Source organism: Methylobacterium sp. NEAU K (assembly GCF_030700285.1).
Taxonomy (GTDB): domain Bacteria; phylum Pseudomonadota; class Alphaproteobacteria; order Rhizobiales; family Beijerinckiaceae; genus Methylobacterium.
In genome coordinates this window covers 18,710-42,288 of record NZ_JAUYZJ010000023.1, presented here as the reverse complement: position 1 = coordinate 42,288, position 23,579 = coordinate 18,710, and the positions used below count along the sequence as shown (strand labels likewise).

Below are 23,579 nucleotides of genomic sequence, written 5' to 3'. Positions count from 1 at the left end.
ACCCGCGCTCGGAGTCCGGGCCTCACCACAGCGTCTCAGCGGCCCGGGCCGGCCAGTCCGCGTCGTAGGCCTGGCCACCCACGTCACCCGCGGTGAGCGCGGCCAGGATCGCCCCGGGGCTCGGCAGGCTCGACGAATCGACTCGGGACTCCGCCGCCCACAATTTGGCGCGGATGATCGCCCGCGCGCACTGGAAATATGCCGCCTCGACGGTGATCACGACCGCCGTGCGCGGCGCATGCTCGTCCACCCGGAACGAGTCCAGGAGATCCGGGTCGGCCGAGATCACGGCCGTCCCGTTCACCCGCAGGGTCGTGCCCGAACCCGGGATCAGGAACAGCAGCGCTACCCGGGGATCGCGCACGATGTTGCGCAGGGAATCGATCCGGTTGTTGCCGCGCCGGTCGGGCAGGATCAGCGTGCGCGGATCGGCGACCCGCACGAAACCCGGACGGTCGCCGCGCGGGCTGCAATCGAGCCCCTCGGGGCCGCTGGTCGCCAGCACCGCGAACGGCGAGGCGGCGATCAGCGCCGCGTAGTCCGGGGTGATCGCCGCCGTGACCTTGGCCACGGAGGCGCGGGCCGGGGGCGCAGCGTAGATCGTCTCCAGTTCCGCGAGGCTCGCGACGATCATCACGCCCTCACGTGGGCGTGGCGTCGCCGGCCGTGAAGGCGGCGTGCTCGGCCACCAGCGCGCCCGACAGGGCCGCTTCGATCAGGCTCCTCGTCTCCGCCACCCCGTAGAGGGCCACGAAGGAACCGAAGCGCGGGCCCCGCGCCTCGCCGAACAGCACGTTGTAGAGGCTCGTGAACCACGCCTGCGACACGCCGGGGCGCCCGTCCGGGCTTTTGGCCTTGCCGGACAGGTCCGGGAAGTGGCGCCGCCCGACCTCGTAGACCGCCGCCTGCAGGGCCTCCGGATCGGTGAAGCCGGCATGCTGGCCCAGCGTTTCCGACAGGTCCTCCAGGGCCGCCCGCTCCTCGGGGGTGGGCTCCCGGTAGGTCTTGGCCGGGCGCACGAAGTCCGAGAAGTATTTCAGGGCGTGGACCACCAGCCGGTCGAGGCCCGGATGGGTCTGCGGCCCGGTCTGCGGCGCGTAGCGGCGGATGAAGCCCCACAGCACGGCCGGATCCTCGGTGTTGGCGACCGCGGCGAGGTTGAGCAGCATCGCGAAGGTCAGGCTCGCGCCCTCGACCCGCTCGGGCTCCGGCGGGGTCCCGGCATGGAGGTGCCAGACCGGGTTGCCGAGCCGCAGCTTCGCGTCCTGGCCGGCAAAGCGGTCGAGGAAGCCGATATACTCGTCCACGTGCCGCGGGATCACGTCGAAGTACAGCCGCTTGGCCTCGCGCGGCTTGGTGTACATGAACAAGGCGAGCGATTCCGGCGTGCCGTATTTCAGCCAGTCGTCGATGGTCAGGCCGTTGCCCTTCGACTTCGAGATCTTTTGTCCTTTTTCATCCAGGAAGAGTTCATAGTTGAACCCCTCCGGCGGCTCGCCGCCGAGCGCCCGGGCGATCTTGCCGGACAGCTTGACCGAATCGATCAGGTCCTTGCCGGCCATCTCGTAATCGATGCCGAGCGCCACCCAGCGCATCGCCCAGTCGGGCTTCCATTGCAGCTTGGCGTGGCCCCCGGTGATCGGCGTCTCGTAGCGCGTCCCCGTGGCGGGATCGCGCCAGACCAGGGTGCCGGCCTCGACCCGCACCTCGTCGATCGGCACCTGCATGACGGCGCCGGTCTCCGGATGGAGCGGCAGGAACGGCGAGTAGGAGGCCGAGCGCTCCGCGCGCAGCGACGGCAGCATGATCGCCATCACGGCGTCGTAGCGCTCGGCCACGCGCATCAGCGTCGCGTCGAACACGCCCGAGCGGTAGCACGCGGTCGCCGAGCGGAACTCGTAGGCGAACCCGAAGGTGTCGAGGAAGCGGCGCAGCTCGGCGTTGTTGTGCGCCCCGAAGCTGTCATGGGTGCCGAACGGGTCCGGCACCCGGGTCAGCGGCTGGTTGAGATGGGCGGCCAGCATCTCGCGGTTCGGCACGTTGTCGGGGACCTTGCGCAGGCCGTCCAGGTCGTCCGAGAAGGCGATCAGCCGGGTCGGCACCGTGTCCCGGGTCAGCACCCGGAAGGCATGGCGGACCATGGAGGTGCGGGCGACCTCCCCGAAGGTGCCGATATGCGGCAGGCCCGAGGGCCCGTAGCCGGTCTCGAACAGCACCTCCGTCTTCCCGGATTTCTCTAGCCGCGCCACGAGCTTGCGCGCCTCCTCGAAGGGCCAGGCGGCGGCGTTGGTGGCGGCCTCGAGGATGTCGGCGTCGAGGGTTGGGGCAGGGGGAGCGGCGGGCATGTCTTCGGGGATCGAGGAAATCGGGGATCGCGCACCCTAGAGCGGTTCGGGCCGGAGCGGAACGCCCGGCGGTGCAATCCGGCATCCCGGTGTGGTTCGCGGCGGTGCGCGTGGACGTGTGCGTTCAGGGCTGTGGCTGCCGTGCGGCGTGCCGAATCCCGAGGATGACGATCTCATCCGCCGCGACGCAGTATGTGATCGCGTAGGGGTAAGGACGTGCTATGAGGCGCCGGACGCCGGGCCGGGCCGTGATGGAGCCCGCGAAGGGATGTTGCCCCCGAAGCTCCATGGCCGCCTGAAGGCGCTGTTGCACCTTGCGCGCGCCCTGCCGGTTCCGGCGGTCGATATAGGCGAGCGCCTGATCGAGCTGCGAGGCCGCGGGTCGGGTGAGACGCAGTCTCACAGGCCGTATTTGGCCCAGATGGCGCGCACCTCGTCGTCGGTCGCGAAGTCGCCACGTGCAGCCGCGGCTTCGGACTCATCGAGTTCTGCCTCCTTCTCGGGTGTGAACCGATAGACCGACGCCTCATCGCCCACGAAGGCCAGCATCAGGCGAGCGGTCTCGTCCTGCAGGTCTGGGGCGAGGTCCCGCGCCTTGGCAACCGCCTTCTCGAGAAGATCCGTCATGATCCGATCCCGTCGGGGGAACCCGGCGCCGGGCAGGATCACCGGTTCCCGCCCGCGACGGAAGCCCCTCCCCGGCCCCCTCAGAACGGGCTGACGGGGAAGAACCGCAGGTACAGCTCGGTGTACTTCCCGTCGTCCCAGACCCGCTGGAGCGCGTCGTCCAGCGCCCGGGAGAGCGCCCCATCCTCCTGGCGCGTGATCAGGCCGATCCCCTCGCCGAAATAGCGGTTCTCCAGGTAGTCGCCGCCGGTCAGCGCGCAGCAGGCCTCGGCCTCCTGGCCGCCGACGTAGAGGGCGAGGTTGAGGCCGTCGGCGAAGAGGTAGTCGATCTCGCCGCGCTTGAGCGCGCCCTCGGCGGCCGCGAGGTCGGTGAAATCCTTCTGGACGGCTTTGGGGAAGAACGCCTTCAGGTAGGCCGCGTGCGCGCTGCCGCCCATCACCCCGACGCTGCGGCCGGCCAGCGCCGTCGCCGAGGGGACCGGAAGGCCCTTGTCGACCCGCGCGGCGAAGCGCGCCGGCCACCGGAAATACGGCCGCGTCGCCAGGAATTTCCCGCGCAGCGCCGCGGTCAGGGGAATCGCGGCGGCGACCACGTCACCCTGCCGGCTGTCCAAGGCGTCGAGCAGTGTGTCGAAGCGACGCGCCTGCACCGTGCAGGGGATCGTCAGCTTCTCGCAGACGGCGCGGGCGAGCTCGACCACGAAGCCGGTCGGGTTGCCGTCGGGGCCGGCGAAGTGCAGCGGCGGGAACTCGTCGTCGGTGAGGAACCGGACCGCCCGGCCGGTCTGGGGCGCCTCCACCCGCTCGCCGCGGCTGCGCGGGTTCCAGAAATCCGGAACGGTCACGGTGGGCGTCGCGACGTGCGGCTCCGTGGGCGGCGCGGCGCAGGCGGGCCGCGGTCCGGCCCAGACGGACGCCGCGAGCAGGGCTGCCGCGAGCCAGGCGCGCGCCCGCCTCCTGCCGTCTCTTGACGACGGGGAGGGGGCGATGCTCCTCTCGGAGGGCGGGGACGGGGTCTGGCTCACGCCCCTGCTCTATCACGTCCGGGGGCCGCCAGGGGAGCGCGCGGCATGTCGTTCCAGCGCCTGCCCACGGCTGAGGTTGCCCTGCCGCCGGAGATCGCGTTCCTGCTCGCCGAGGGGATCGACGGTCGCCTGCTGGCCCGGGTGGCCGGTGCCGCCGCCGCCGCCGGGACCGACGCCGCGACCGCGCTGCTGAATGCCGGGCTGATGGCCGAGACGGCGTATTACCGGGCCCTGGCCCGGCATCTCGGCGCCCCCTACCTCGACGGGCCGATCCCGTTCGGCCTGGGCCTGCGCTTCCCCGACAGTCTGGTCGCCGGCCTCGCGCCCCTGGCGCTCGGGTCGGTCGCCCCCTGCGTGCTGGCGCCGCGCGGCCGGTTGATCGCGGAGCTCCTCGACGGGCCGCGCCGCGCCGCGATGCCGGCGATCACCAGCCCGACGCACCTGCGCGAGGCCTTGTTCGCCGCGATCCCGGAGGCGGTGGCGGATTACGCCGCCCAGGAGTTGCGGCGGCGTGCGCCCGAGCGGGCCGCCTCGCGCGAGCCCGCGAGCCGGTGGCTGCTGGTCCTCGCCCTCGCGCTCACCGCGGCGCTCTGCCTGTTCGCGGCGCTTCCGGCGCCCCTCGCCCTCGCGGTGACGCTGGCGGGGCAATGCCTGTTCCTGGCCATGGCGACGTTCCGGCTGACCGCGCTGGTCATCGCGGCCCCGGTGGCGGCCGGGGCGGTGGAGATGCTCACGGACGCCGAGCTGCCGGTCTACACGGTGCTGGTTCCCCTCCACCGCGAGGCGGCGGTGGTGCCCGACCTGATTCGGGGGCTGGCCGCCCTCGATTACCCGCCGGCCAAGCTCGACCTGAAGCTCCTGATCGAGGCGGACGACCCGGAGACCGCGGCGGCCCTGGCCCCGATCCCCCTGCCCGCCCGGTTCGAGGTGATCACGGTGCCGCCGGGCGCACCGCGCACCAAGCCCCGGGCGCTCAACGCCGCCCTGCCGCTGGCCCGCGGCTCCCTGCTCACGGTCTTCGACGCCGAGGACGTGCCCGACCCCGGGCAATTGCGGCTTTCCGCCTCGCTCTTCGCGCGCCTGCCCGAGAGCACCGCCTGCCTCCAGGGGCGGCTCGTGATCGACAACGCCGGCGATTCCCGGCTCGCGCGCGCCTTCGCGCTCGAATATGCGGGCCTGTTCGACGTGCTGAACCCGGCGCTCGCGCGCCTGGACCTGCCGGTCCCGCTCGGCGGCACCTCGATGCACCTGCGCACCCGGGTGCTGCGGGACCTGCACGGCTGGGACGCCTGGAACGTCACCGAGGATGCCGACCTCGGGATGCGGCTGGCCCTGGCCGGCTACGCGGTGGGCGACCTGCCGAGCGCCACGATCGAGGAGGCGCCGGCGCGGCTCGGGCCCTGGCTCGCCCAGCGCACCCGCTGGCTGAAGGGCCTGATGCAGACGAGCCTCGCCCACGGGCGCCGTCCCGTCGCCAACGCCCGACGCCTCGGTGGCCTGGAGGCGTTGTGCGCGGCGGCGCTGGTGCCGGGCACGGTGGCTTCGGCGCTGGCCTACCCGGTCTGCCTCGCCTGCGCGCTCTGGGCCTTCCTGGTCCTGGAGATCCCGGCCGCCCCGTCCTTCCTGGCCAACCTCGTGCCGGGGCTCGCCATCACCCTGTTCGCCGTGGGGCTCGCGGCCATGATCCTGCCGCCCCTGGTCGGCTGCGCCCGGCGCGGCTGGGGCGACCTCGCCCAGGCGGTTCCGTGGATGCCGCTCTACTTCCTGCTCATCAGCCTGGCGGCCTGGCTGGCCCTGATCGAGCTGGTTCGTGCCCCGGGCCGCTGGAACAAGACCCAGCATGGCTTGGCGCGCACGACGCGCAGCGGCCGTTTGCGACTGCGTCGCCGCAGCCGGCGGCCGGCGGCCGGATAGCCGCGCCGGGCCGCCGAGCCGGGGCGGATGCAACGCGAAGACCGCTCGCGTCGTTGATGTCCCATGGTGAGGGGCCCATGGCCACAGTCGCGATTCTGATCGGCACGCAAGCGGGGGCCCGGCTGCTGGCTGCCGCCTCCGAGCGCGAGGCGGCCCTGTCGGCCGAGGCCTTCCTGCTGCGCCTGCCCGCCCGCGCGCTGCCGGCCCCGCTCTGGGTCCAGTGCGCCGACCCGGAGGTCAGCGGGCGCCTGACCGGCTATCTCAGCGAACTGCAGGCCGAGCAGGTGCGCGAGCGCGACGCCCGGGTCTGACCGGGGCCGCGGCGCCGTCCGCTCGCGGGGGCCGGGCTGAATTCCCCTTTGCCGCCGCATGCTCTAACGCCGCGGGCGTGAGCGTGGCACGCGACGGGGATCGATCCGGCATGGCCGAGGCATCCACCCGACAGACAGCAGAGCAGGCGCCTGAGGAAAGGTCCTTGCGCCGGCTGCTGCGCCTGATGGCGTCTCTGCGCGACCCCGTCCGCGGCTGTCCCTGGGACGTGGCGCAGACCTCCGCGTCGATCGTGCCCTACACGATCGAGGAGGCCTACGAGGTCGCAGACGCGGTGGCGCGGGGCGACCGCGACGACCTGCGCGACGAACTCGGCGACCTCCTGCTCCAGGTGGTGTTCCACGCCCGCATGGCCGAGGAGGAAGGCGCCTTCGCCTTCGACGACGTGGCGCGCGCCATCGGCGACAAGCTGGTCCGCCGCCACCCGCACGTGTTCGACCCGCAGGGGATCCCCCTGCCCGAGGGCTCGCCGCTGCGCGATCCCGCCCAGGTCGAGGCGCAGTGGGCGGCGATCAAGGCGCGGGAACGTTCGGAACGGGGTGCCCAGGAGCCCGCGCCGGATCCGCTCGGCGGCGTCGCCAAGGCTCTTCCGGCCCTCGCCCGGGCGGAGAAGATCTCGCGGCGGGCGGCCGCCTACGGCTTCGACTGGGGGAACGCCGCACAGGTCATCGACAAGGTTCGCGAGGAAACCGACGAGGTCGCGCAGGCCCTGGAGGCGGGCGACGCACGGGCCGTGTCGGAGGAGATCGGCGACCTCCTGTTCTCAGTGGCCAACCTCGCCCGGCATGCCGGGATCGACCCGGAAACCGCCCTGCGCGACGGGACCGCCAAGTTCGAGCGTCGCTTCGCCGCGATGGCGGAGCACCTGCGGGCGGCAGGCGGTGCGCTCGGCTGCTCGGACCTGCCCGCCATGGAGGCCGCCTGGCAGGCGGCGAAGCGCGACGAGGGGGAGAAGGCGTGAGCGGGCGCGGCGATCGTCCGCGCGGCGCCCCGCGTCCGAGGGCTCGACAGGCGATGGGCGGCGGATATGTTCCGCGCATGCGCTTCGCCCTGCCTGCCCTCGCCGCCCTCGCCATCACGGCCTCCCTGTCCCGGCCCGCCGGGGCCGAGACGATCGTCCAGGAACGGTTCGGCTGCCACTCCCAGGAGGTCACGGACCGCCTGTTCAAGCTGGTCATGGCCGGCGACGAGGAAGGGTTCGGGCAACTCCTGCGGGGCAGCCTCGCCAGCGGTGAGTGCCGGTCCTGGAAGACCGGCGAGGAGGTCCGGCTGGAGACCCGGACCATGAGCTACGGTTGCCTCGCCCTGACGGACAGCCAGGATCGCTGCTACTGGACGCCGCTGAGCGCGATCGAGAAGGCGAACTGAAGCGCTTCCCGCGCAGGCAATGCCGGGTCGGCGCGCAGGATCGCGTCGAACCACGACGTGGAATCGTACCCGGCACCGCCGAGGCGGCGGCGCCGGACGCAACCGCGCTCAGGCGGCCTTCTTCGAACCTTTGCCCTTCGCGGCATTCCCCTCGTCGGGCGTGCCGTCGGCGTTGATCGTCTCGGCGATCTTCGAGAGCAGCGCGTCGGTCCTCTTCTCCTCCTGCAGGGTCTCGTCCAGGAGTTTGGCCGCCTCGCCGTAGCCGAGCTGGTTGGCCCAGGCCTTCAGGGTGCCGTAGCGGGCGATCTCGTAGTGCTCCACCGCCTGGGCGCAGGCGGCCAGCACCGCGTCGGCGGCCGGGCTGCCCTCGAAATCGTCGAGATCCTCCTCCATCTCGGAGACGATCCCCTGCATCGCCTCGCAGGTCTTGGCCCGGGCCGGCTTGCCGATGATCTCGAACACCTGGGTCAGGCGCTCGACCTGCTGGGCGCTCTCCTCGGCATGGGTCTCGAAGGCCTGTCGCAACGCCTCGTGCTCCGCCGCCTTGGCTGATTTCTTGAGGGCTTTCACGGATTGCTTCTCGGCGTAGTAGACGTCCTTCAGGGTCTCGTAGAAGGCGTCGTGCAGCGTCTTCTGCTTGGCCATGGCGGTCTGTCTCCAATGCGGGCCGCTGTCGGGAACGCGGCTTCCGGACGGGCAACTCCGGTCCGGCCCGACGGGTCCGGGCGATATCTTCGCCCTGGGGAGGAACCTTTTTCCGAGGCCGGCGGCCGCTCAGCCGTCCTTCCGGACCGGGCCGGTCTTCCGGGCGGCATCGGCCCGCGGCACGCGGACCGGCTTGGGGCGCAGGCGGTCCAAGATGGTCTCGATGGCGCTTTCGACCGCGGCACGGTCCGGCAGGGTGTCCGGGAGTGGCGGCGGCCTCGACCGGCCGGCATTGCCGCGCTTCATCCTGCACTCCGCCCGTATCGGGGCCGGGCTGCGCGATGTTCCAGCGCGCGCGGCGGTCGAACCAGAGTGTATCTGCCGTGATCTCCGGATCAAAGTCTGCCGTGAGCCTGCGATGCCGGGATCCTGTGATCACGGTTTCTGGGCGGTTGCTGGCAGCACGCGGCAGCCGGACGCTCCTCGGGTACGGCAAATCCCGGGTGTCCGCGTCGGTCGGCGGCTGGTCTCTCGGCGAAATCCCCGGGCGGACCTTCCGGTGGCCGGAGTAAGCGGCGCTGAGCGGGCCGGGGCCTCAGCGCCTGCGATCGCGCAGCGGCCAGTCGATCAGGCCGCCGGCCCAGAGGGCGGCCCAGACGAAGACCGGCTGAAAGGCGAGCCGCGGGCCGTGGTACCACCAGGAATCCGGGATGCCGTCGATGTGGATGCGATCGAAGGCGTGCTTGAGGTTGGCCGGGTAGACGCAGACCGCGTAGAGGGCGAGGCCGATCGCCGCCGCCCGGCGGAACGAGCGGGTCAGGAGGCCGACGGCGCCGGCGATCTCGCACAGGCCGGTGGCCAGGATCACGAGGCGCGGCGCCGGCACCCAGTCGGGCATCAGCGGCAGCATCGCGTCGGCCGCCACGAGGTGGACGATCCCGATGAAGACGTAGAGGGCCGAGAGCCCGTAGCGCAGCCACCGGCGGCCTGCCGCCTCTGCCCGGTCGGTCACGCCACGCGGTCCTCCGCCACCCCGCAGGCGCGGGCCACCGAGGCCTTGAGCGCTGCCATGAGTCGGGCCAGGGCAGGGTGTCCGGCGCTCGCGAAGGCAGTGTCGCCGATCGCCGTCACGGGGGCTATGAGCCGCAGGGAGTTGGTCAGGAACACGGCCTCGGCGCCCAGCAGATCGGGCAGTGTCAGGGACCGCTCCTCCGCGCGCAAGCCGCAGCCGCCGGCGAGTTCCAGCACCGCCCCGCGCACGATCCCGGCAAGGACTCCGTCGTCGAGCGGCGGCGTGACCACGCTCTCCCCGAACAGCGCGAACAGGTTGCCGGTGCCCGCGCAGGCGACATGCCCCCGCGTGTTGCGGAACAAGGCCTCGTCGAACCCCGAAGCGGCGGCCTCGCGGGCGGCGAGCACCGCGTCGAGATAGCCGAGCGTCTTCAGCCGGGCGGCCGGCGACGTGTCGTTGCGGGCGATGGCCGTCGGCCGCAGGCGCAGGGGCGCGAAGGCGATGCTCCGGGCGCTCGGCGCCGCGATGGCGAACAGGGTGGGGCTCGGATCCTCCGGGGGCTTCAGCCCGCGCGGGCCGGAGCCGCGGGTGAGGGTGGTGCGGATCGCCAGCCGGTCGCCCGTCCTGGCCCCCTCGCCGGCCAGCCCCCGTATGGCGGCGCGGATCCGCTCCGCCTCGGCGGGGATCCCGAGCGCCGCCGCGGAGGCGACGAGCCGGTCGATATGAGCCTGCTCGAAGGCCACGCGGCCGCCGATGGCCAGCGCGGTGTCGAACAGGCCGTCGCCCAGAGTCAGGCCGCGGTCGGTGTGGTCGAGGGGCGCGTGCGTCCCCGGGACGATCGTCCCGTCACGCCACAGCATCTGTTCGCCCTGCCTGTTGGTCGCGCCGCTGCCGCCAGGCGCGGGCCAGTCCCAGAAAATTGGCGAACAGGGCGTGGCCGCCCTCGGTCAGCACCGATTCCGGGTGGAACTGGATGCCGTAGGTCGGGTGGGTCCGGTGCGAGAGCGCCATCACCTCGCCCTCCTGCGAGACCGCGTCGACGGTGAGGTGCTTCTCCATGCCGGGCTCGGGCGTCACCACCAGCGAGTGGTAGCGGCCCACCGGCATCGGCGCCGGGAGGCCGGCGAACAGCCGCTCGCCCCGGTGCTCGATCGGCGTCGCCTGCCCGTGCAGGGGGCGCCGAGCCCGCTCGACTTTGCCGCCGAAGGCCGCGCCGATCGCCTGATGACCGAGGCAGACCCCGAGGATCGGCACCGCGCCGGACAGCTCCCGGATCGCCGGCAGGGAGATGCCGGCTTCCGCGGGGGTGCAGGGACCCGGCGACACCACCAACGCCTCCGGGGCCAGCGCCCGGATGCCGGCGACGTCGAGGGCGTCGTTGCGCACGACCCGGACCTCCTCGCCCAGCTCCTCCAGGTAGCGGACGATGTTGAAGACGAAGGAGTCGTAATTGTCGAGGACGAGGATCATGCGAAGGCCTCGAACACGCGCGCGGCCTTGGCCAGGGTCTCGTCGTATTCCGGGCCGGGCTCCGAGAGCAGCGTCACCCCGCCGCCGGCCTGCAGGACGGCCTGGGTCTCGTCCATGAACACGGTGCGGATCGCGATCGAGGTGTCGAGCGCCCCGTCGAAGCCGATCCGCCCGATGGCGCCGCAATAGAGTTCCCGGGCGTCCCCCTCGATCTCCGTGATGATGTCCATGGCCCGGATCTTCGGGGCGCCGGTGATCGAGCCCCCGGGGAATGTCCCTTTCAGGAGGTCGAGGGCGTCGAGCCCGTCGCGGAGCGTCCCGGTCACCACCGAAACGAGGTGGTGGACGTTGGCGTAGGTCTCCAGGCCGCACAGGGTGGGCACGGTGACGCTGCCGGGCGCGCAGACCCGGGACAGGTCGTTGCGCAGCAGGTCGACGATCATGACGTTCTCGGCCCGCTCCTTGACGGAGGCCAGCAGCGCCTCGGCGGCCGCTCGGTCGGCCGCCGGATCGTCGAGCCGGCGGGCGGTGCCCTTGATCGGCCGGGTCTCGACGTGCCGGCCGTCGAGCCGGATGAAGCGCTCCGGAGAAGACGACGCGATGGTCAGCCCCTCGAGTTCCAGATAGGCCCCGAAGGTCGCCGGGTTGGTGTCGCGCAGGCGCCGATAGAGCGCGAACGGGTCGAAGCCCGCCGGCAGGTCCGCCGTGAAGCGCTGAGCGATGTTGGCCTGGTAGATGTCGCCGGCCCGAATATAGGCGCGGACCTTTTCGACAGCAGCCTCATAGGTTTGCCGGTCGAAGTTCGATCGCCACGTGAGCTTCTCGGCCGGCTGGGAGGGGGGCTCGATCCGGGAGCCGTCGGTGCCGAGCAGGTCGGCGAAGCAGGCGAGTCGTTCCTCCGCGCGGGCCTGCTGGGCGGTCGGGTCGGATTCGGGGAAGCCGGTGGCGACGAGGCGGCAGGCGCCATCGGCATGGTCGATCACCAGCGCCGTGTCGTAGAGGTTGAAGGCGATGTCATCCGTGAGCCCCGCCCGCCGGGCTGGTGCCGCGACCCGCTCCAGCTGCGCGCCGAGATCGTAAGCGAGGTAGCCGATCGCTCCGCCCGGAAAAGGTTCGGAGCCGGGTTCGAGCCGGTAGGGGGCGAGGCACGCCCGCAAAGCCGTGAACGGGTCCCCCGGCACCGGAGTCCCGTCCAGGGTCGCGCGCCCGTCGCGGAACCGGAAGCGCGCGAACGGGTCGGCGGCCACGATCGCGTAGCGACCCAGGGGATCGTGCCGCATGGCGCTGTCGAGGAAGGCGAGTCCCGGCAGGCGCCGCAGCCGGGCGGCCGCCGCGACGGGATCGATGAAGGGGATCTCTCGGGTCCACATGACCGGGTTCGGGGCTGATGTCCTGGGCTCGCGCGCCGCACGCTGCCGTTGCACAGGCGATGCCGCGGGGGAAGCGGCAGTTCCGCGCAAGGCCCGGCCTCACAGCCGGGATTGATCCCGCAGGACTTGATGTGGGATCTCAGGAGCCCCCGGCAAAGCCCTGGCAAACGGCCAAGTTTCAGATCGGGATCTAGCCTCCCACGCGGGGCCGGGCACCCCTGCGGCCGTCGGCCTCGCGCCAGCGCGCCGGAGCCGCTATAGGAAGCGCGATCCCGAACTCACGTCCTCGCGCCCCCTGCGACTGAGCTACCGGCCGCACGCGAGGGTGCCGTCCGATCCGTCCTGAACGCGCCCATGACCGCAACCGCCACGCCCACCCCCCGCGGACCCGCTCCCGGCGCCGCCCCGAAGATCTCGTTTGTCTCGCTGGGCTGCCCCAAGGCCCTGGTCGATTCCGAGCGGATCCTCACGCATCTGCGCGCGGAGGGCTACGAGCTGGCCCGCCGCCACGACGGGGCGGACGTGGTGATCGTCAACACCTGCGGCTTCCTGGATTCGGCCAAGGCGGAATCGCTCGCGGCGATCGGCGAGGCCATGGCGGAGAACGGCCGGGTGATCGTCACCGGCTGCATGGGCGCGCAGCCGGACGAGATCCGCGAAAAATATCCCGACCTCCTCGCGGTGACCGGGCCACAGGCCTACGAGTCGGTGGTGGCCGCCGTCCACGAGGCGGTGCCGCCGGCCCACGACCCGTTCCTCGACCTCGTGCCGCCGCAGGGGATCAAGCTCACCCCGCGCCACTACGCCTACCTGAAGATCTCGGAAGGGTGCAGCAATCGCTGCAGCTTCTGCATCATCCCGTCGTTGCGCGGAAACCTCGTCAGCCGCCCGGCCGGCGACGTGCTGCGCGAGGCCGAGAAGCTCGTCAACGCCGGCGTGAAGGAGCTGCTGGTCGTCTCGCAGGATACCAGCGCCTACGGGGTCGACATCCGCTACGCCGAGAGCCCGTGGCGGGACCGGGAGGTCCGGGCGAAGTTCTACGACCTCACCAAGGAGCTCGGCGAGCTCGGGGCCTGGGTGCGGCTGCACTACGTCTACCCCTACCCGCACGTGGACGAGGTCATCCCGCTGATGGCCGAGGGCAAGGTGCTCCCCTATCTCGACATGCCGCTTCAGCACGCGAGCCCCGCGGTGCTCAAGCGCATGCGCCGGCCCGGCAACCAGGAGCGCCAGCTCGACCGGATCCGGAGCTGGCGGGCGATCTGTCCCGACCTCGCGATCCGCTCGACCTTCATCGTCGGCTTCCCCGGCGAGACCGAAGCCGAGTTCGAGGAGCTGCTGGCCTGGCTCCAGGAGGCCAAGCTCGATCGCGTCGGCTGCTTCGAGTACGAGCCGGTGGCGGGCGCCACCGCCAACGCGCTCGGCGACCTCGTGCCGCCGGAGGTGAAGGCCGAGCGCAAGCGCCGGTTCATGGAGACGCAGAACGGGATCGCGCTGCGGCTCCAGCGGGCCAAGGTCGGGAAGCGGATGGCGGTGATCGTCGATGCCGTCGAGGGCGGGGTCGCGAAGGGCCGGTCCAAGGCCGATGCGCCGGAGATCGACGGCACCGTCCACGCCGCCTTCCGGCGGCCGGTGCGGGTCGGCGACATCGTCACCGTGAAGGTCGAGCGGGCCGAGGCCTACGACCTCTACGGCAGCGTCGCCTGATTTTTTCGCGTTTCTCGTGAACGACCTGTGAGCTGTGCGGCCGGATCGGTTGACCCGGGCGCCTCGCCGCGCTCTTTCGGAACAGATCAGGAACCTGGACCGGGACCCCGAGGCGGCGATGGATCCGGAGGTCGCGCTCCGCAAGATCATCCACATCGACATGGATGCGTTCTACGCCTCCGTGGAGCAGCGCGACGACCCCACCCTGCGCGGGCGCCCGCTGGCGGTGGGCGGCTCGCGGGAGCGCGGCGTGGTGGCGGCGGCGAGCTACGAGGCACGCCGGTTCGGGGTGCGCTCGGCCATGCCGTCGGCGACCGCGCGGCGGCTCTGTCCGGACCTGCTGTTCGTCAAGCCGCGCTTCGAGGTCTACCGGGCGGTCTCGGAGGAGATCCGGGCCGTCTTCGCCCGGCACACGCCGGTGATCGAGCCGGTGGCCCTGGACGAGGCCTATCTCGACGTCACCGAGAATCTTCTGGGGCTTCCGACGGCGACAGCCGTTGCGCGGGCCATCCGGGCCGAGATCCTGGAGCGGACAAGCCTCGTCGCCTCGGCCGGGGTCTCGTACAACAAGTTCCTGGCCAAGGTCGCATCCGACCACCGCAAGCCCGACGCCCTGTTCGTGATCACCCCCGCCATGGGTCCGGATTTCGTGGCCGCCCTGCCGATCGGCCGGTTCCACGGGGTCGGCCCGGTCACCGAGGCGAAGATGAAGCGGCTCGGGATCCAGACCGGGGCGGATCTCCGCGCCTGGACGCCGGAGCGCCTGCGCGAGACCTTCGGATCCGCGGGTGCCTACTATCACGCGGTCGCCCGCGGGATCGACGAGCGGCCGGTGCGGGCCCACCGGGTGCGCAAGTCGATCGGGGCGGAGACCACCTTCTCGGAGGACACGGCCGCCTACGACGTCCTGGCCGCCCGGCTGGCACCCCTGTTCGACAAGGTCTGGGCGGGCGCGGACGCCAAGGGGATGCGGGCCCGGACCGTGACCCTGAAGCTCAAGTTCTCGGATTTCGCCCAGGTGACCCGGGCGAAGTCGCTCCCCGCCCCCGTAACCGACCGGGCCGGCCTGGAGCGGATCGGCCTCGATCTGCTCGCCGGCCTGTTCCCCTTGCGGCGCAGCGCCCGGCTGATCGGCGTGTCGCTCTCGGGCTTCGCGCAGGACGAATCGGACGGGCCGCAGCAACTCGGGTTGGCGCTCTGATCCGTCCCCGCGGCCATCAGGGTGCAGGGCGGCGGGATTGGTGTGGGGCCGCACGCTGGCCGCGGCCGATCGATCACAGATAGGAGCCATCCGGTGCGGACCGGGATTGCCCGGACACCGCACGAACCGAAGGGTCCGCCCCATGTCGAAGCACGCCCCGCTGGCCCTGGCCGCCGCTCTGCTGCTGAGCGTCCCGGCGGGCGCTGCCCACGCCGACGGCACTGCCGCCTTCGGTGCCGCCAACGCGGCCCAGCTCCAGGGTTACACCGCGAGTCCCGCCCAGCTCTACGTCCCTGCGGGCGGCCCGAGCGCCGGGCTCGCCGCCACCGTCCACGCTCCGCAGCGGCCGAAGGCGGCGGTGCGCGGCCGCTGAGATCGACCCGGGCAGGCCGTTACGCGTTCTTGCGCGGCCGGTGGTCGGGATCGATGCCGCCGTCCACCTTCGTCGCGTTGTCGACGTCGCCCTCGAAGGTCCAATCCGCCTGCAGATCCGCAGGGTCGGCCCCGCTCATGCCTTGCGACCTGCCGATGCCGGGATTGCCCTTGAGGTCGGCGTCCGTGGGAGTCTCGGTCTCCGGGTCCCGGCCTGACACGCTGGCTCCTGTCGAGTGCTGGTGGCAGGCCAACGCGTCGGGGCCGGGGCGGTCTCCCGATCCCCGTGCTGCGGTTCGCCTCCCGATCCCCGCGGGCGCTCAGCCGATCTCCCCCGATCCGATCCGGCGCACCCCCGCCGCCTCCATTCGCGCCCAGGCTTGGGCGAGCGAACCGCCGACATCGATCCCCCGCACCGCATCCTCCGCCACCCACACGTCGAAGCCCGCCGCGCGGGCGTCCAGCGCGCTCCAGGCCACGCAGAAATCCGTGGCGAGCCCGCATAGGATCACGCGGGATATCTCGCGCTCGGCCAGTGCCCCGGCGAGCCCGGTGCGGGTGGCACGGTCGGCCTCCAGGAAGGCCGAGTAGCTGTCGACCCGGGGATCCATGCCTTTGCGGATCACCAAGCCGCCCCGTTCGGTGTCGAGTCCCGGCCCGAAGCCGGCGCCGGCCGTGCCCCGGACACAGTGGCGGGGCCACAGCACCTGCGGGCCGTAAGGGAGCGCCACGCTCTCGTAGGGCGCCCGCCCCGGATGATTGTCGGCGAAGGAGACGTGGTCCGCCGGATGCCAGTCCTGCGTCAGGGCGACGTGCCGGAACCGGTGCTGGAGCGCGTTGACCGGCCCGATCACCGCGTCGCCGTCCGGGACGGGGAGTGCTCCGCCCGGCAGGAAGTCGACCTGCACGTCGACGATGAGGAGCAGGTCGGCGGCGCCGGGCGTCACGGTGGAGGCCCTATGGCAGCATCACGATCGAGCCGGTGGTCTCCCGGGCCGCCAGATCCCGGTGCACCTGCTGCGCCTCGGCGAGCGGGTAGGTGGCGTTGACCGCGATCTTCACCGAGCCGTCGCCGACCACCTTGAACAGGCGGGCGGCGGCCTCTTCCAGGGTGGCGCGGTCCGACGAGAAGGTCGCGAGCGTCGGCCGCGTCACGTAGAGCGAGCCGCGCGGGGCCAGCAGCCCGAGGTCGAGGCCGCTGATCGGCCCGGAGGCCGAGCCGAAGCTCGCCAGCAGGCCGAGCGGCGCGAGGCTGTCCAGCGAGCCCATCAGGGTCGCCTGCCCGACGCCGTCGTAGACCACCGGCACGCCCTTGCCGCCGGTGATCTCGCGCACGCGCTTGGCCACGTCCTCCTCGCGATACAGGATGACGTGGTCGCAGCCGTTCTGCCTGGCCAGCTCCGCCTTCTCGGGGCTGCCGACGGTGCCGATCACCGTGGCGCCGAGATGCTTGGCCCATTGGCAGGCGATCAGGCCGACGCCGCCGGCGGCCGCCTGCCACAGGATCGTGTCGCCGGGCTTCACCGCGTAGGTCCGGTGCAGCAGGTACTCGACCGTCAGGCCCTTGAGCATCATGGCCGCGGCGGTCTTCTCGTCGACGCCGTCGGGGATCGGCACGGCCGCGGAGGCCGGGACCACCGGCTCCTCGGCGTAGCAGCCGTCCGGCGCCGAGCCGTACGCGACCCGGTCGCCGGGCTTGAGGTTTGAGACTCCCTCGCCCACCGCCGTGACGATGCCGGCGCCCTCCTTGCCGGGGGTGAAGGGCATGTGCGGCGACTTGTAGGCGCCGCTGCGGAAGTAGATGTCGATGAAGTTGACGCCGATGGCGGCTTGGCGGACCCGGATCTGCCCGGGGCCGGGCTCGGCCAGGGGCACGTCCTCGAACCGCATCACCTCGGGGCCGCCGTACTCGTAGACCCGGATCGCCTTCGGCATCGTCGTACTCCCGCTCATCGCCCATGATCCTGGACGTCGCGGACCCGAGATAACGGAGCGTCCGCAGGAGGCAATTTCTTTTTGCGCCTCGCCTTGCGGTTGCAGGGCGGTCCGCGGCCCGACCATCCTGGATCCGCCGGTCCCGGCCGCCTATCTTGGGTCTGCGCGTCCCCGCCCGTCCCTCCGGCCCGAAGTCAGAAACCATGTCCGGCACCACCCGCACCAGCGCCGACCTCGATCCGCGCCGCCGCCGCCTCCTCTACCAATCCTGGCACCGGGGCATCCGCGAGATGGACCTGATCATGGGCCGCTTCGCCGATGCCGAGATCGGGACCCTGTCGGAACCGGAACTCGACCAGTTCGAGGCGCTGATCGAGGTGCCGGACCGGGACCTGTTCAAGTGGCTCACCGGCGAGGTGGAGACGCCCTCGAACTACGACACGCCGGTCTGGCGGCGGGTGCGGGCCTTCCACCGGCACGACGCGCCGATCCATTCTTGAGAGTGCCCGCGATGGATGAACCCAAGCCCGCTTACGACCACCCGGCCCGGTCGATCGCCACCGAACTCGTTGTCCGCATCCTGCTGGAGATGATGGAGCGCTCCGACCCGTCCCTGCGGTCCGAGGTCCTGCGGCAGGCCAGCGGCCGGGCCGCCGCCATGACCGGGGACATGCCCAACGCGGATTTCTTCCGCGGCCGGGTCGAGGCGGCGCTCGCGGAGATCGTCGGGCCCGACGCGTGAGGGTGCGGGCGCCGCACACACCCGCGGCCCCCGGTCCGTGCGTCGTCTGTGCTGTCGCCGGGGCGCTTTATCGCGACGGCCCAATGGGCTAACGCCGGCCGGCATAAGCCCCCGATGTGCCCGGCGGGATCCCCCGCGAAAGACCCGATGGCCAAGCCTCAGCCCAAGTCTGCCCCGAAGCCTCCTGCCCCCGCCGCCAAGCCGCAGGCCGCGCGTTTCGCGCTGCCGAAATCCTCGGCGCTCGCCAAGGTGCTCGACGCCCTCAAGCGCGGCGACAGCCCGGTCCTGGCGAATGCCCCGGAGGGGTTCGACGCGCTCGCGGTGGCCGATCTCGCCCGTGCCCTGGCCCCGGACGTCGACGCCCCCGCGGTGCTGGTGCACGTGGCCCGCGATTCCGGGCGCTCGGCGGCGTTCCAGTCGGCGCTGGGCTTCGTCGCGCCCGAGATGGACGTGATGAGCCTGCCGGCCTGGGACTGCCAGCCCTACGACCGGGTCTCGCCGACCACGGCCGTCGCGGCCGCCCGGATGACGGCGCTCGCCCGACTCGCGCGGACCCGTTCCGCCGAGGACCGCCCGCGCATCCTCTGCACCACGGTCAACGCCCTGGTGCAGCGCGTGCCGCCCCGCGGCCACATCGCCAAGGAGGCGTTCTCGGCGGCGATCGGCAACGTCGTGGCCATGGACGACGTGGTCGCCTGGGTCGAGGCCAACGGCTTCCTGCGCACCGGGACGGTGCGCGACACCGGCGAATACGCGGTGCGGGGCGGCATCCTCGACCTGTCGCCCCCCGGCCTGCCGGCGCCGATCCGCCTCGACTTCTTCGGCGACACGCTCGAATCGATCCGTGCCTTCGACCCGGAGACGCAGCGCACCACCGGCCAGCTGCGCTCCCTCGACCTGATGCCGATGAGCGAGGTCCAGCTTACCACGGAGACGATCCGGCGCTTTCGCCAGGGCTACATCCAGAGCTTCGGGACGGCCAACCGCGATGACCGCCTCTACGAGACGGTGAGCGAGGGGCGGCGCTACGCCGGCCTCGAGCACTGGATGCCTCTGTTCTACGAGCGCCTCGACACGCTGTTCGACTATCTCGGCGGCGTGCCGATGGTGTTCGACCCGCAGGTCGAGGACGCGGCCGCCGAGCGGATCAGCCTCGTGCAGGATTACTACCAGGCCCGCGAGGGGGCGATGAAGACCCCGCAGGCGGGCGTCGCCCCCTACAAGCCGCTGCCGCCGCGTGCCCTCTACCTGATGCCGAACGAGCTGAAGGAGTGCATCGCCGCCGCCACCGTGGCGCGGCTGACCCCGTTCACGCAGCCGGATTCCACCGAGCGCGCGGTGATCGATTGCGGTGCCAAGGCCGGACGCAGCTTTGCCCCGGAGCGCGCCGACGAGAATGCCAGCGTGTTCGACGCGGCGGTGGCCCATATCCGCGATCTCCAGGGATCCGGGCATCACGTGATCCTGGGATCCTGGTCCGACGGCTCCCGCGACCGGCTCTGCGGGGTTCTCGCCGACCACGGCCTGAAGAAGCCCGTGGCGATCACCCGCCTGTCGGACGTCTACGCGCTCAAGCGCGGCGCCGATGCCGCGGTGGCGGTCTGGGGCCTGGAGGCGGGCTTCACGGTGGGCGAACTCGCCGTCGTCTCAGAGGGCGACATCCTGGGCGACCGGCTCGTGCGCCAGAAGCGCAAGGCCAAGCGGCCCCAGGACGTGATCCTGGAGGTCCAGGCGCTCCAGCCCGGCGACCTCGTGGTCCATGCCGACCACGGCATCGGCCGCTTCGTCGGGCTCAAGACGATCCATGCCGCGGGCGCCCCGCATGATTGCCTGGAGCTGCAATATACCGGCGGCCTGCTGCTGCTGCCGGTGGAGAACATCGAGCTCCTGACCCGCTACGGCTCGGAGGATTCCGAGGTCGCCCTCGACCGGCTCGGCGGCGGCGCCTGGCAGGCCCGCAAGGCCAAGATGAAGCGCCGCATCCTCGATATGGCGGGCGAGCTGATCAAGGTCGCGGCCCAGCGCTTCGTCCGGAAGGCCCCGGTCCTCAAGGCGCCCGACGGCCTGTACGGCGAGTTCGCCGCCCGCTTCCCGTTCGAGGAGACCGAGGACCAGGCCAACGCCATCGACGCGGTGCTCGACGACCTCAATGCCGGCCGCCCGATGGACCGGCTGGTCTGCGGCGATGTCGGCTTCGGCAAGACCGAGGTGGCGCTGCGTGCCGCCTTCGCGGCGGCGATCGCGGGCAAGCAGGTGGCGGTGATCGTGCCCACCACGCTGCTCGCCCGCCAGCATTTCCGCACCTTCGCGGAGCGCTTCAAGGGGCTGCCGGTCCAGGTCGCCCAGCTCTCCCGCTTCGCGAGTGCCGGGGAGATGAAGCAGACCCGCGCGGGGCTCGCCGCCGGCACCGTCGACATCGTGGTCGGCACCCACGCGCTTCTGGCCAAGAACATCGCCTTCCGGGATCTCGGCCTGATCATCGTCGACGAGGAGCAGCATTTCGGCGTCGCCCACAAGGAGCGGCTGAAGGCGCTCCAGGCCGATGTCCACGTGCTGACGCTTTCGGCGACCCCGATCCCGCGTACGCTCCAGCTCGCCATGACGGGCGTGCGCGAACTCTCGATCATCGCCACGCCGCCGGTGGACCGCTTGGTGGTGCGCACCTTCGTGACGCCGTTCGACCCGCTCACCATCCGGGAGGCTTTGCTGCGCGAGCGCTACCGCGGCGGCCAATCCTTCTACGTGGTGCCGCGCATCGAGGACCTCGCGGAGGTCAAGAAATTCCTCGATGCGGAGATGCCCGAGATCAAGGTTGCGATCGCCCACGGCCAGATGGCGGCAGGCCAGCTCGAGGACGTGATGACCGCCTTCTACGAGGGCAAGTTCGACGTCCTGCTCTCGACCACGATCGTCGAATCCGGCCTCGACATCCCCACCGCCAACACCCTGATCGTGCACCGGGCCGACATGTTCGGGCTGGCCCAGCTCTACCAGCTGCGCGGTCGCGTCGGCCGCTCGAAGGCCCGCGCCTACGCGCTGTTCACGACGCCGGCCAACCGGCAACTCACCGCCCAGGCCGAGCAGCGCCTCAAGGTGCTCCAGAGCCTCGACACGCTGGGCGCGGGCTTCCAGCTCGCGAGCCACGACCTCGACATCCGCGGCGCCGGCAACCTGCTGGGCGACGCGCAGTCCGGCCACATCAAGGAGGTGGGCTACGAACTCTACCAGCAGATGCTGGAGGACGCGGTCACCGCCCTGAAGGCCGGCATCGAGGACGTGCCCGAGGAGGCGTGGTCGCCCACCATCGCGCTCGGCGCGCCCGTGACCATCCCGGAGGATTACGTCGAGGATCTGGGCGTCCGGCTGGCCCTCTACCGGCGGCTGGCCACCATCCAGGACGATGCCGAGATGGAGAGCTTCGGGGCCGAGATGATCGACCGGTTCGGGCCGCTGCCGCCGGAGGTGGAGCAGCTCCTCAAGATCGGCACGATCAAGATCCTCTGCCTCAACGCCAACGTCGAGAAGGTCGAGGCCGGCCCGAAGGGTGTGGTCGTCCACTTCCGCGACAAGTCCTACGCCAACCCGCAGGGGCTGGTGGCCTTCGTGGCGGAGCAGGCTTCCTTCGCGAAGGTGCGCCCCGACATGAGCGTCGTGTTCGTGCGCGAGCTGACCACGATCCCGGCACGGCTCAAGACCGCCACCGAGGTGCTGCGCAGCCTGGTCAAGATCGCCGAGCGGGTGAAGAAGGCGGCGTGAGCGAGGCGGCCAAGCGCGCGGTGCGTGACGCCCATCTATGCAACCTCCCTCATCCTCAGGTGCGTCCGCGCAGCGGACGCCTCGAAGGAGCCCTCCAGCCGGCCGCGCGGTCCCCGCAGCCCTCCTCCGAGGCCCGCTGACGCGGGCTCCGCAGGATGAGGGCGTGGGTGGGAAAGGGCGTTCCCGCACCGTTGCACCTTCCGCCCAACTCTGCTCTCTCCGCCGCGCAGCCCAGGAGACGAGCGGATGGCAAACCCGGCGCAGGCCACCGGCGCATCTGGCCCGGCAAAGTCGGGAACAAGCGCCTTCCTGACGCCCCTGTTCACCGACCGGCGGGTGGCCGCGGTGCTGGGCCTCGGCTTCGCGCAGGGCATCCCGTTCCTGCTCGTCTACGCGACGCAGTCGGCGTGGCTCACCCAGGCGAAGGTGCCGCTGGCGACCATCGGGCTGATGAGCGAGCTGGCCATCGCGTACAAGCTCAAGTTCCTCTGGGCGCCGTTCCTCGACCGCTACGACGCGCCGCTGCTCGGACGCCTGCTCGGGCGCCGCCGCGGCTGGATCGTCGCCGCGCAGATCCTGGTGGCGCTGGCGCTGGCCGGCGTGGCCTTCGGCGACCCGGGGCACTGGCTCGCCTGGACGGTGGCGTTCTCGCTGGCGCTGGGGGTGGCGGGCGCCACGCAGGACGTGGTGATCGACGGCTGGCGCATCGCCGTCGCGCCAGCCGAGCGGCAGGCGCTGATGTCGTCCTGGGCCGAGATCGGCTACCGGGTCGGCAACCTGGCGGCAGGGGCCGGCGCCCTCTACCTGTCCGACGCCTATGGCTGGCGCGCCGCCTACCTCTGCATGGCCGCGCTCCTGGCCCCGGGCACGATCGCGGCGCTGCTGGCCCCGGAACCCCCCGCCCCTACGGCGCCGCAGGCCGGGGGATTCGTCGAGACCGTCTGGGCGCCGATCCGCGATCTCCTCGGCAGGCTGGGACCCCTGGCGGTGCCGGTGCTGGCGCTGGTCGCGGGCTTCCGCATGCCCGGCTACGTTTCGAGCGCCATGGCGATCCCCCTGTTCAAGACGCTCGGTTACACCAACACCGACATCGCCACGGTGACGAAGCTGTTCGGCTTCTGGATCGCGCTGGGCGGCACCTTCCTGGCGAGCGCCATGATCCCGCGGATCGGCATGATGGCCAGCCTGCTCATCGGCACGGTGGTGGCCTCCGCATCGCACCTCGCGCTGGCCTATCTCGCCTGGCACGGCGGCCATGGCGGGGCGGCGTTCTGGACCTTCGCCGTCACGGTGGGGATCGACGGCTTCGCCTACGCCTTCGCGTCGATCGTGCTGATCACCTACATGTCCCGGCTCGCGGCCACCGAGCACGCGGCCAGCCAGTACGCCCTGCTCACCTCCCTCTGCGCGCTCCCCGGCAGCCTGCTCGCCGGGCTCTCAGGCTTCGTCATCGAGCAGACCGGCTTCGTATGGTTCTTCGTCGGCACCTCCCTGATCGGGGTGCCGGTGGCCCTGCTGTGCCTCCTGGTGGCGCGCCGCCACGGGCCCATGGAGGTGCCGGCCGCGTGAGCGGGCGGGTCCCGGCGATCGGCCTCGTACTGTTTTCGAAGGCTGGCGGCCGCCTTTCAGGCAAATACACGGATGTCTCAGGAGGTGTTCCATGTCGGCGCGGCCGGCTCGGCCGGCTCTTTAGCGGGGATTAACCACGTGGATGCCTAATGGGCTGGACGGTTGATGTCCTCCCCAGACGGGCAACCCAG

At 71.7% G+C, this 23,579-nt stretch carries 25 protein-coding genes; 11 read left to right on the top strand and 14 right to left on the bottom strand.

Annotation, left to right across the window (positions count from 1 at the left end; translation table 11 throughout):
- Positions 1–22: 22 nt before the first annotated feature.
- The 5 genes from Q8W67_RS18195 to Q8W67_RS18175 all read right to left on the bottom strand — a co-directional run bounded on the left by Q8W67_RS18195 (position 23) and on the right by Q8W67_RS18175 (position 3,817).
- Positions 23–634: a pyridoxamine 5'-phosphate oxidase family protein gene (locus Q8W67_RS18195; RefSeq protein ID WP_305548156.1), complete on the bottom strand. Its 612-nt coding sequence runs from the start codon at positions 632–634 to the stop codon at positions 23–25.
- Positions 635–641: 7 nt separating this feature from the next.
- Entirely contained in the window at positions 642–2,345 is a 1,704-nt protein-coding gene (locus Q8W67_RS18190; protein ID WP_305548154.1) for a lysine--tRNA ligase, read from the bottom strand.
- Positions 2,346–2,469: 124 nt separating this feature from the next.
- Positions 2,470–2,748, bottom strand: coding sequence for a type II toxin-antitoxin system RelE/ParE family toxin (locus Q8W67_RS18185; protein WP_305548151.1), 279 nt, complete (start codon positions 2,746–2,748; stop codon positions 2,470–2,472).
- Positions 2,745–2,972 (bottom strand): hypothetical protein, encoded by a 228-nt coding sequence (locus Q8W67_RS18180; protein ID WP_305548148.1) that lies wholly within the window; start codon positions 2,970–2,972, stop codon positions 2,745–2,747. The genes Q8W67_RS18185 and Q8W67_RS18180 overlap by 4 nt, the downstream gene beginning before the upstream one ends.
- 80 nt (positions 2,973–3,052) lie before the next feature.
- Positions 3,053–3,817, bottom strand: coding sequence for a transporter substrate-binding domain-containing protein (locus Q8W67_RS18175; protein ID WP_370693900.1), 765 nt, complete (start codon positions 3,815–3,817; stop codon positions 3,053–3,055).
- A 225-nt stretch (positions 3,818–4,042) separates the two neighbouring features.
- Here Q8W67_RS18175 and Q8W67_RS18170 point away from each other — a divergent pair, with 225 nt between their 5' ends.
- The 4 genes from Q8W67_RS18170 to Q8W67_RS18155 all read left to right on the top strand — a co-directional run bounded on the left by Q8W67_RS18170 (position 4,043) and on the right by Q8W67_RS18155 (position 7,609).
- The gene (locus tag Q8W67_RS18170; protein ID WP_305548142.1) at positions 4,043–5,911 is read left to right on the top strand and encodes a glycosyltransferase family 2 protein; all 1,869 of its coding nucleotides are present in this window, start codon (positions 4,043–4,045) and stop codon (positions 5,909–5,911) included.
- 77 nt (positions 5,912–5,988) lie between these two features.
- Positions 5,989–6,222, top strand: coding sequence for a hypothetical protein (locus Q8W67_RS18165; protein WP_305548139.1), 234 nt, complete (start codon positions 5,989–5,991; stop codon positions 6,220–6,222).
- A gap of 110 nt (positions 6,223–6,332) precedes the next feature.
- Positions 6,333–7,202 carry a nucleoside triphosphate pyrophosphohydrolase gene (gene mazG / locus Q8W67_RS18160; protein ID WP_305548136.1) on the top strand — a complete coding sequence of 290 codons (870 nt, stop codon included), beginning with the start codon at positions 6,333–6,335 and terminating at the stop codon, positions 7,200–7,202.
- A gap of 77 nt (positions 7,203–7,279) precedes the next feature.
- A complete protein-coding gene (locus tag Q8W67_RS18155; RefSeq protein ID WP_305548133.1) occupies positions 7,280–7,609 on the top strand; it encodes a hypothetical protein in 330 nt (109 codons plus the stop codon).
- 108 nt (positions 7,610–7,717) lie between these two features.
- On the opposite strand, the gene Q8W67_RS18150 is transcribed toward Q8W67_RS18155, so the two are convergent.
- From Q8W67_RS18150 to pabB, 6 genes are all read right to left on the bottom strand, one after another.
- Positions 7,718–8,254 (bottom strand): ferritin-like domain-containing protein, encoded by a 537-nt coding sequence (locus Q8W67_RS18150; protein WP_305548130.1) that lies wholly within the window; start codon positions 8,252–8,254, stop codon positions 7,718–7,720.
- 129 nt (positions 8,255–8,383) lie between these two features.
- A complete protein-coding gene (locus Q8W67_RS18145; protein ID WP_305548127.1) occupies positions 8,384–8,560 on the bottom strand; it encodes a hypothetical protein in 177 nt (58 codons plus the stop codon).
- Positions 8,561–8,849: 289 nt separating this feature from the next.
- Positions 8,850–9,230 carry a DoxX family protein gene (locus tag Q8W67_RS18140; RefSeq protein WP_305548284.1) on the bottom strand — a complete coding sequence of 127 codons (381 nt, stop codon included), beginning with the start codon at positions 9,228–9,230 and terminating at the stop codon, positions 8,850–8,852.
- Positions 9,231–9,262: 32 nt separating this feature from the next.
- Positions 9,263–10,126, bottom strand: coding sequence for an aminotransferase class IV (locus tag Q8W67_RS18135; RefSeq protein ID WP_305548124.1), 864 nt, complete (start codon positions 10,124–10,126; stop codon positions 9,263–9,265).
- Positions 10,113–10,736 carry an aminodeoxychorismate/anthranilate synthase component II gene (locus tag Q8W67_RS18130; protein WP_305548121.1) on the bottom strand — a complete coding sequence of 208 codons (624 nt, stop codon included), beginning with the start codon at positions 10,734–10,736 and terminating at the stop codon, positions 10,113–10,115. Before Q8W67_RS18130 ends, Q8W67_RS18135 begins: the two co-directional genes overlap by 14 nt.
- Complete coding sequence (pabB, locus tag Q8W67_RS18125) at positions 10,733–12,106, bottom strand: aminodeoxychorismate synthase component I (RefSeq protein ID WP_305548118.1); 1,374 nt, start codon at positions 12,104–12,106, stop codon at positions 10,733–10,735. The genes Q8W67_RS18130 and pabB overlap by 4 nt, the downstream gene beginning before the upstream one ends.
- A 354-nt stretch (positions 12,107–12,460) precedes the next feature.
- Here pabB and rimO point away from each other — a divergent pair, with 354 nt between their 5' ends.
- The 3 genes from rimO to Q8W67_RS18110 all read left to right on the top strand — a co-directional run bounded on the left by rimO (position 12,461) and on the right by Q8W67_RS18110 (position 15,387).
- Complete coding sequence (rimO, locus tag Q8W67_RS18120; protein ID WP_305548115.1) at positions 12,461–13,813, top strand: 30S ribosomal protein S12 methylthiotransferase RimO; 1,353 nt, start codon at positions 12,461–12,463, stop codon at positions 13,811–13,813.
- Positions 13,814–13,931: 118 nt separating this feature from the next.
- Positions 13,932–15,014, top strand: coding sequence for a DNA polymerase IV (gene dinB / locus Q8W67_RS18115; protein ID WP_305548112.1), 1,083 nt, complete (start codon positions 13,932–13,934; stop codon positions 15,012–15,014).
- 142 nt (positions 15,015–15,156) lie between these two features.
- Entirely contained in the window at positions 15,157–15,387 is a 231-nt protein-coding gene (locus tag Q8W67_RS18110) for a hypothetical protein (protein ID WP_305548108.1), read from the top strand.
- 19 nt (positions 15,388–15,406) lie between these two features.
- Here the strand turns inward: Q8W67_RS18110 and Q8W67_RS18105 are convergent, their stop codons facing one another.
- The 3 genes from Q8W67_RS18105 to Q8W67_RS18095 all read right to left on the bottom strand — a co-directional run bounded on the left by Q8W67_RS18105 (position 15,407) and on the right by Q8W67_RS18095 (position 17,321).
- Positions 15,407–15,607 carry a hypothetical protein gene (locus Q8W67_RS18105; protein WP_305548105.1) on the bottom strand — a complete coding sequence of 67 codons (201 nt, stop codon included), beginning with the start codon at positions 15,605–15,607 and terminating at the stop codon, positions 15,407–15,409.
- Positions 15,608–15,706: 99 nt separating this feature from the next.
- Positions 15,707–16,333 carry a bifunctional nicotinamidase/pyrazinamidase gene (gene pncA, locus Q8W67_RS18100; protein ID WP_305548102.1) on the bottom strand — a complete coding sequence of 209 codons (627 nt, stop codon included), beginning with the start codon at positions 16,331–16,333 and terminating at the stop codon, positions 15,707–15,709.
- 10 nt (positions 16,334–16,343) lie between these two features.
- Positions 16,344–17,321: a quinone oxidoreductase gene (locus Q8W67_RS18095; RefSeq protein ID WP_305548281.1), complete on the bottom strand. Its 978-nt coding sequence runs from the start codon at positions 17,319–17,321 to the stop codon at positions 16,344–16,346.
- 203 nt (positions 17,322–17,524) lie between these two features.
- On the opposite strand from Q8W67_RS18095, the gene Q8W67_RS18090 reads away from it, so the two are divergent.
- The 4 genes from Q8W67_RS18090 (at position 17,525) to Q8W67_RS18075 (ending at position 23,388) form a co-directional block, all read left to right on the top strand.
- Positions 17,525–17,821 carry a succinate dehydrogenase assembly factor 2 gene (locus Q8W67_RS18090; RefSeq protein ID WP_305548100.1) on the top strand — a complete coding sequence of 99 codons (297 nt, stop codon included), beginning with the start codon at positions 17,525–17,527 and terminating at the stop codon, positions 17,819–17,821.
- Between the two features lie 11 nt (positions 17,822–17,832).
- Positions 17,833–18,063, top strand: coding sequence for a hypothetical protein (locus tag Q8W67_RS18085; RefSeq protein WP_305548097.1), 231 nt, complete (start codon positions 17,833–17,835; stop codon positions 18,061–18,063).
- A 147-nt stretch (positions 18,064–18,210) separates the two neighbouring features.
- Entirely contained in the window at positions 18,211–21,819 is a 3,609-nt protein-coding gene (gene mfd / locus Q8W67_RS18080; RefSeq protein WP_305548094.1) for a transcription-repair coupling factor, read from the top strand.
- Between the two features lie 246 nt (positions 21,820–22,065).
- Positions 22,066–23,388: an MFS transporter gene (locus tag Q8W67_RS18075; RefSeq protein WP_305548092.1), complete on the top strand. Its 1,323-nt coding sequence runs from the start codon at positions 22,066–22,068 to the stop codon at positions 23,386–23,388.
- The last annotated feature ends 191 nt before the right edge of the window (positions 23,389–23,579 follow it).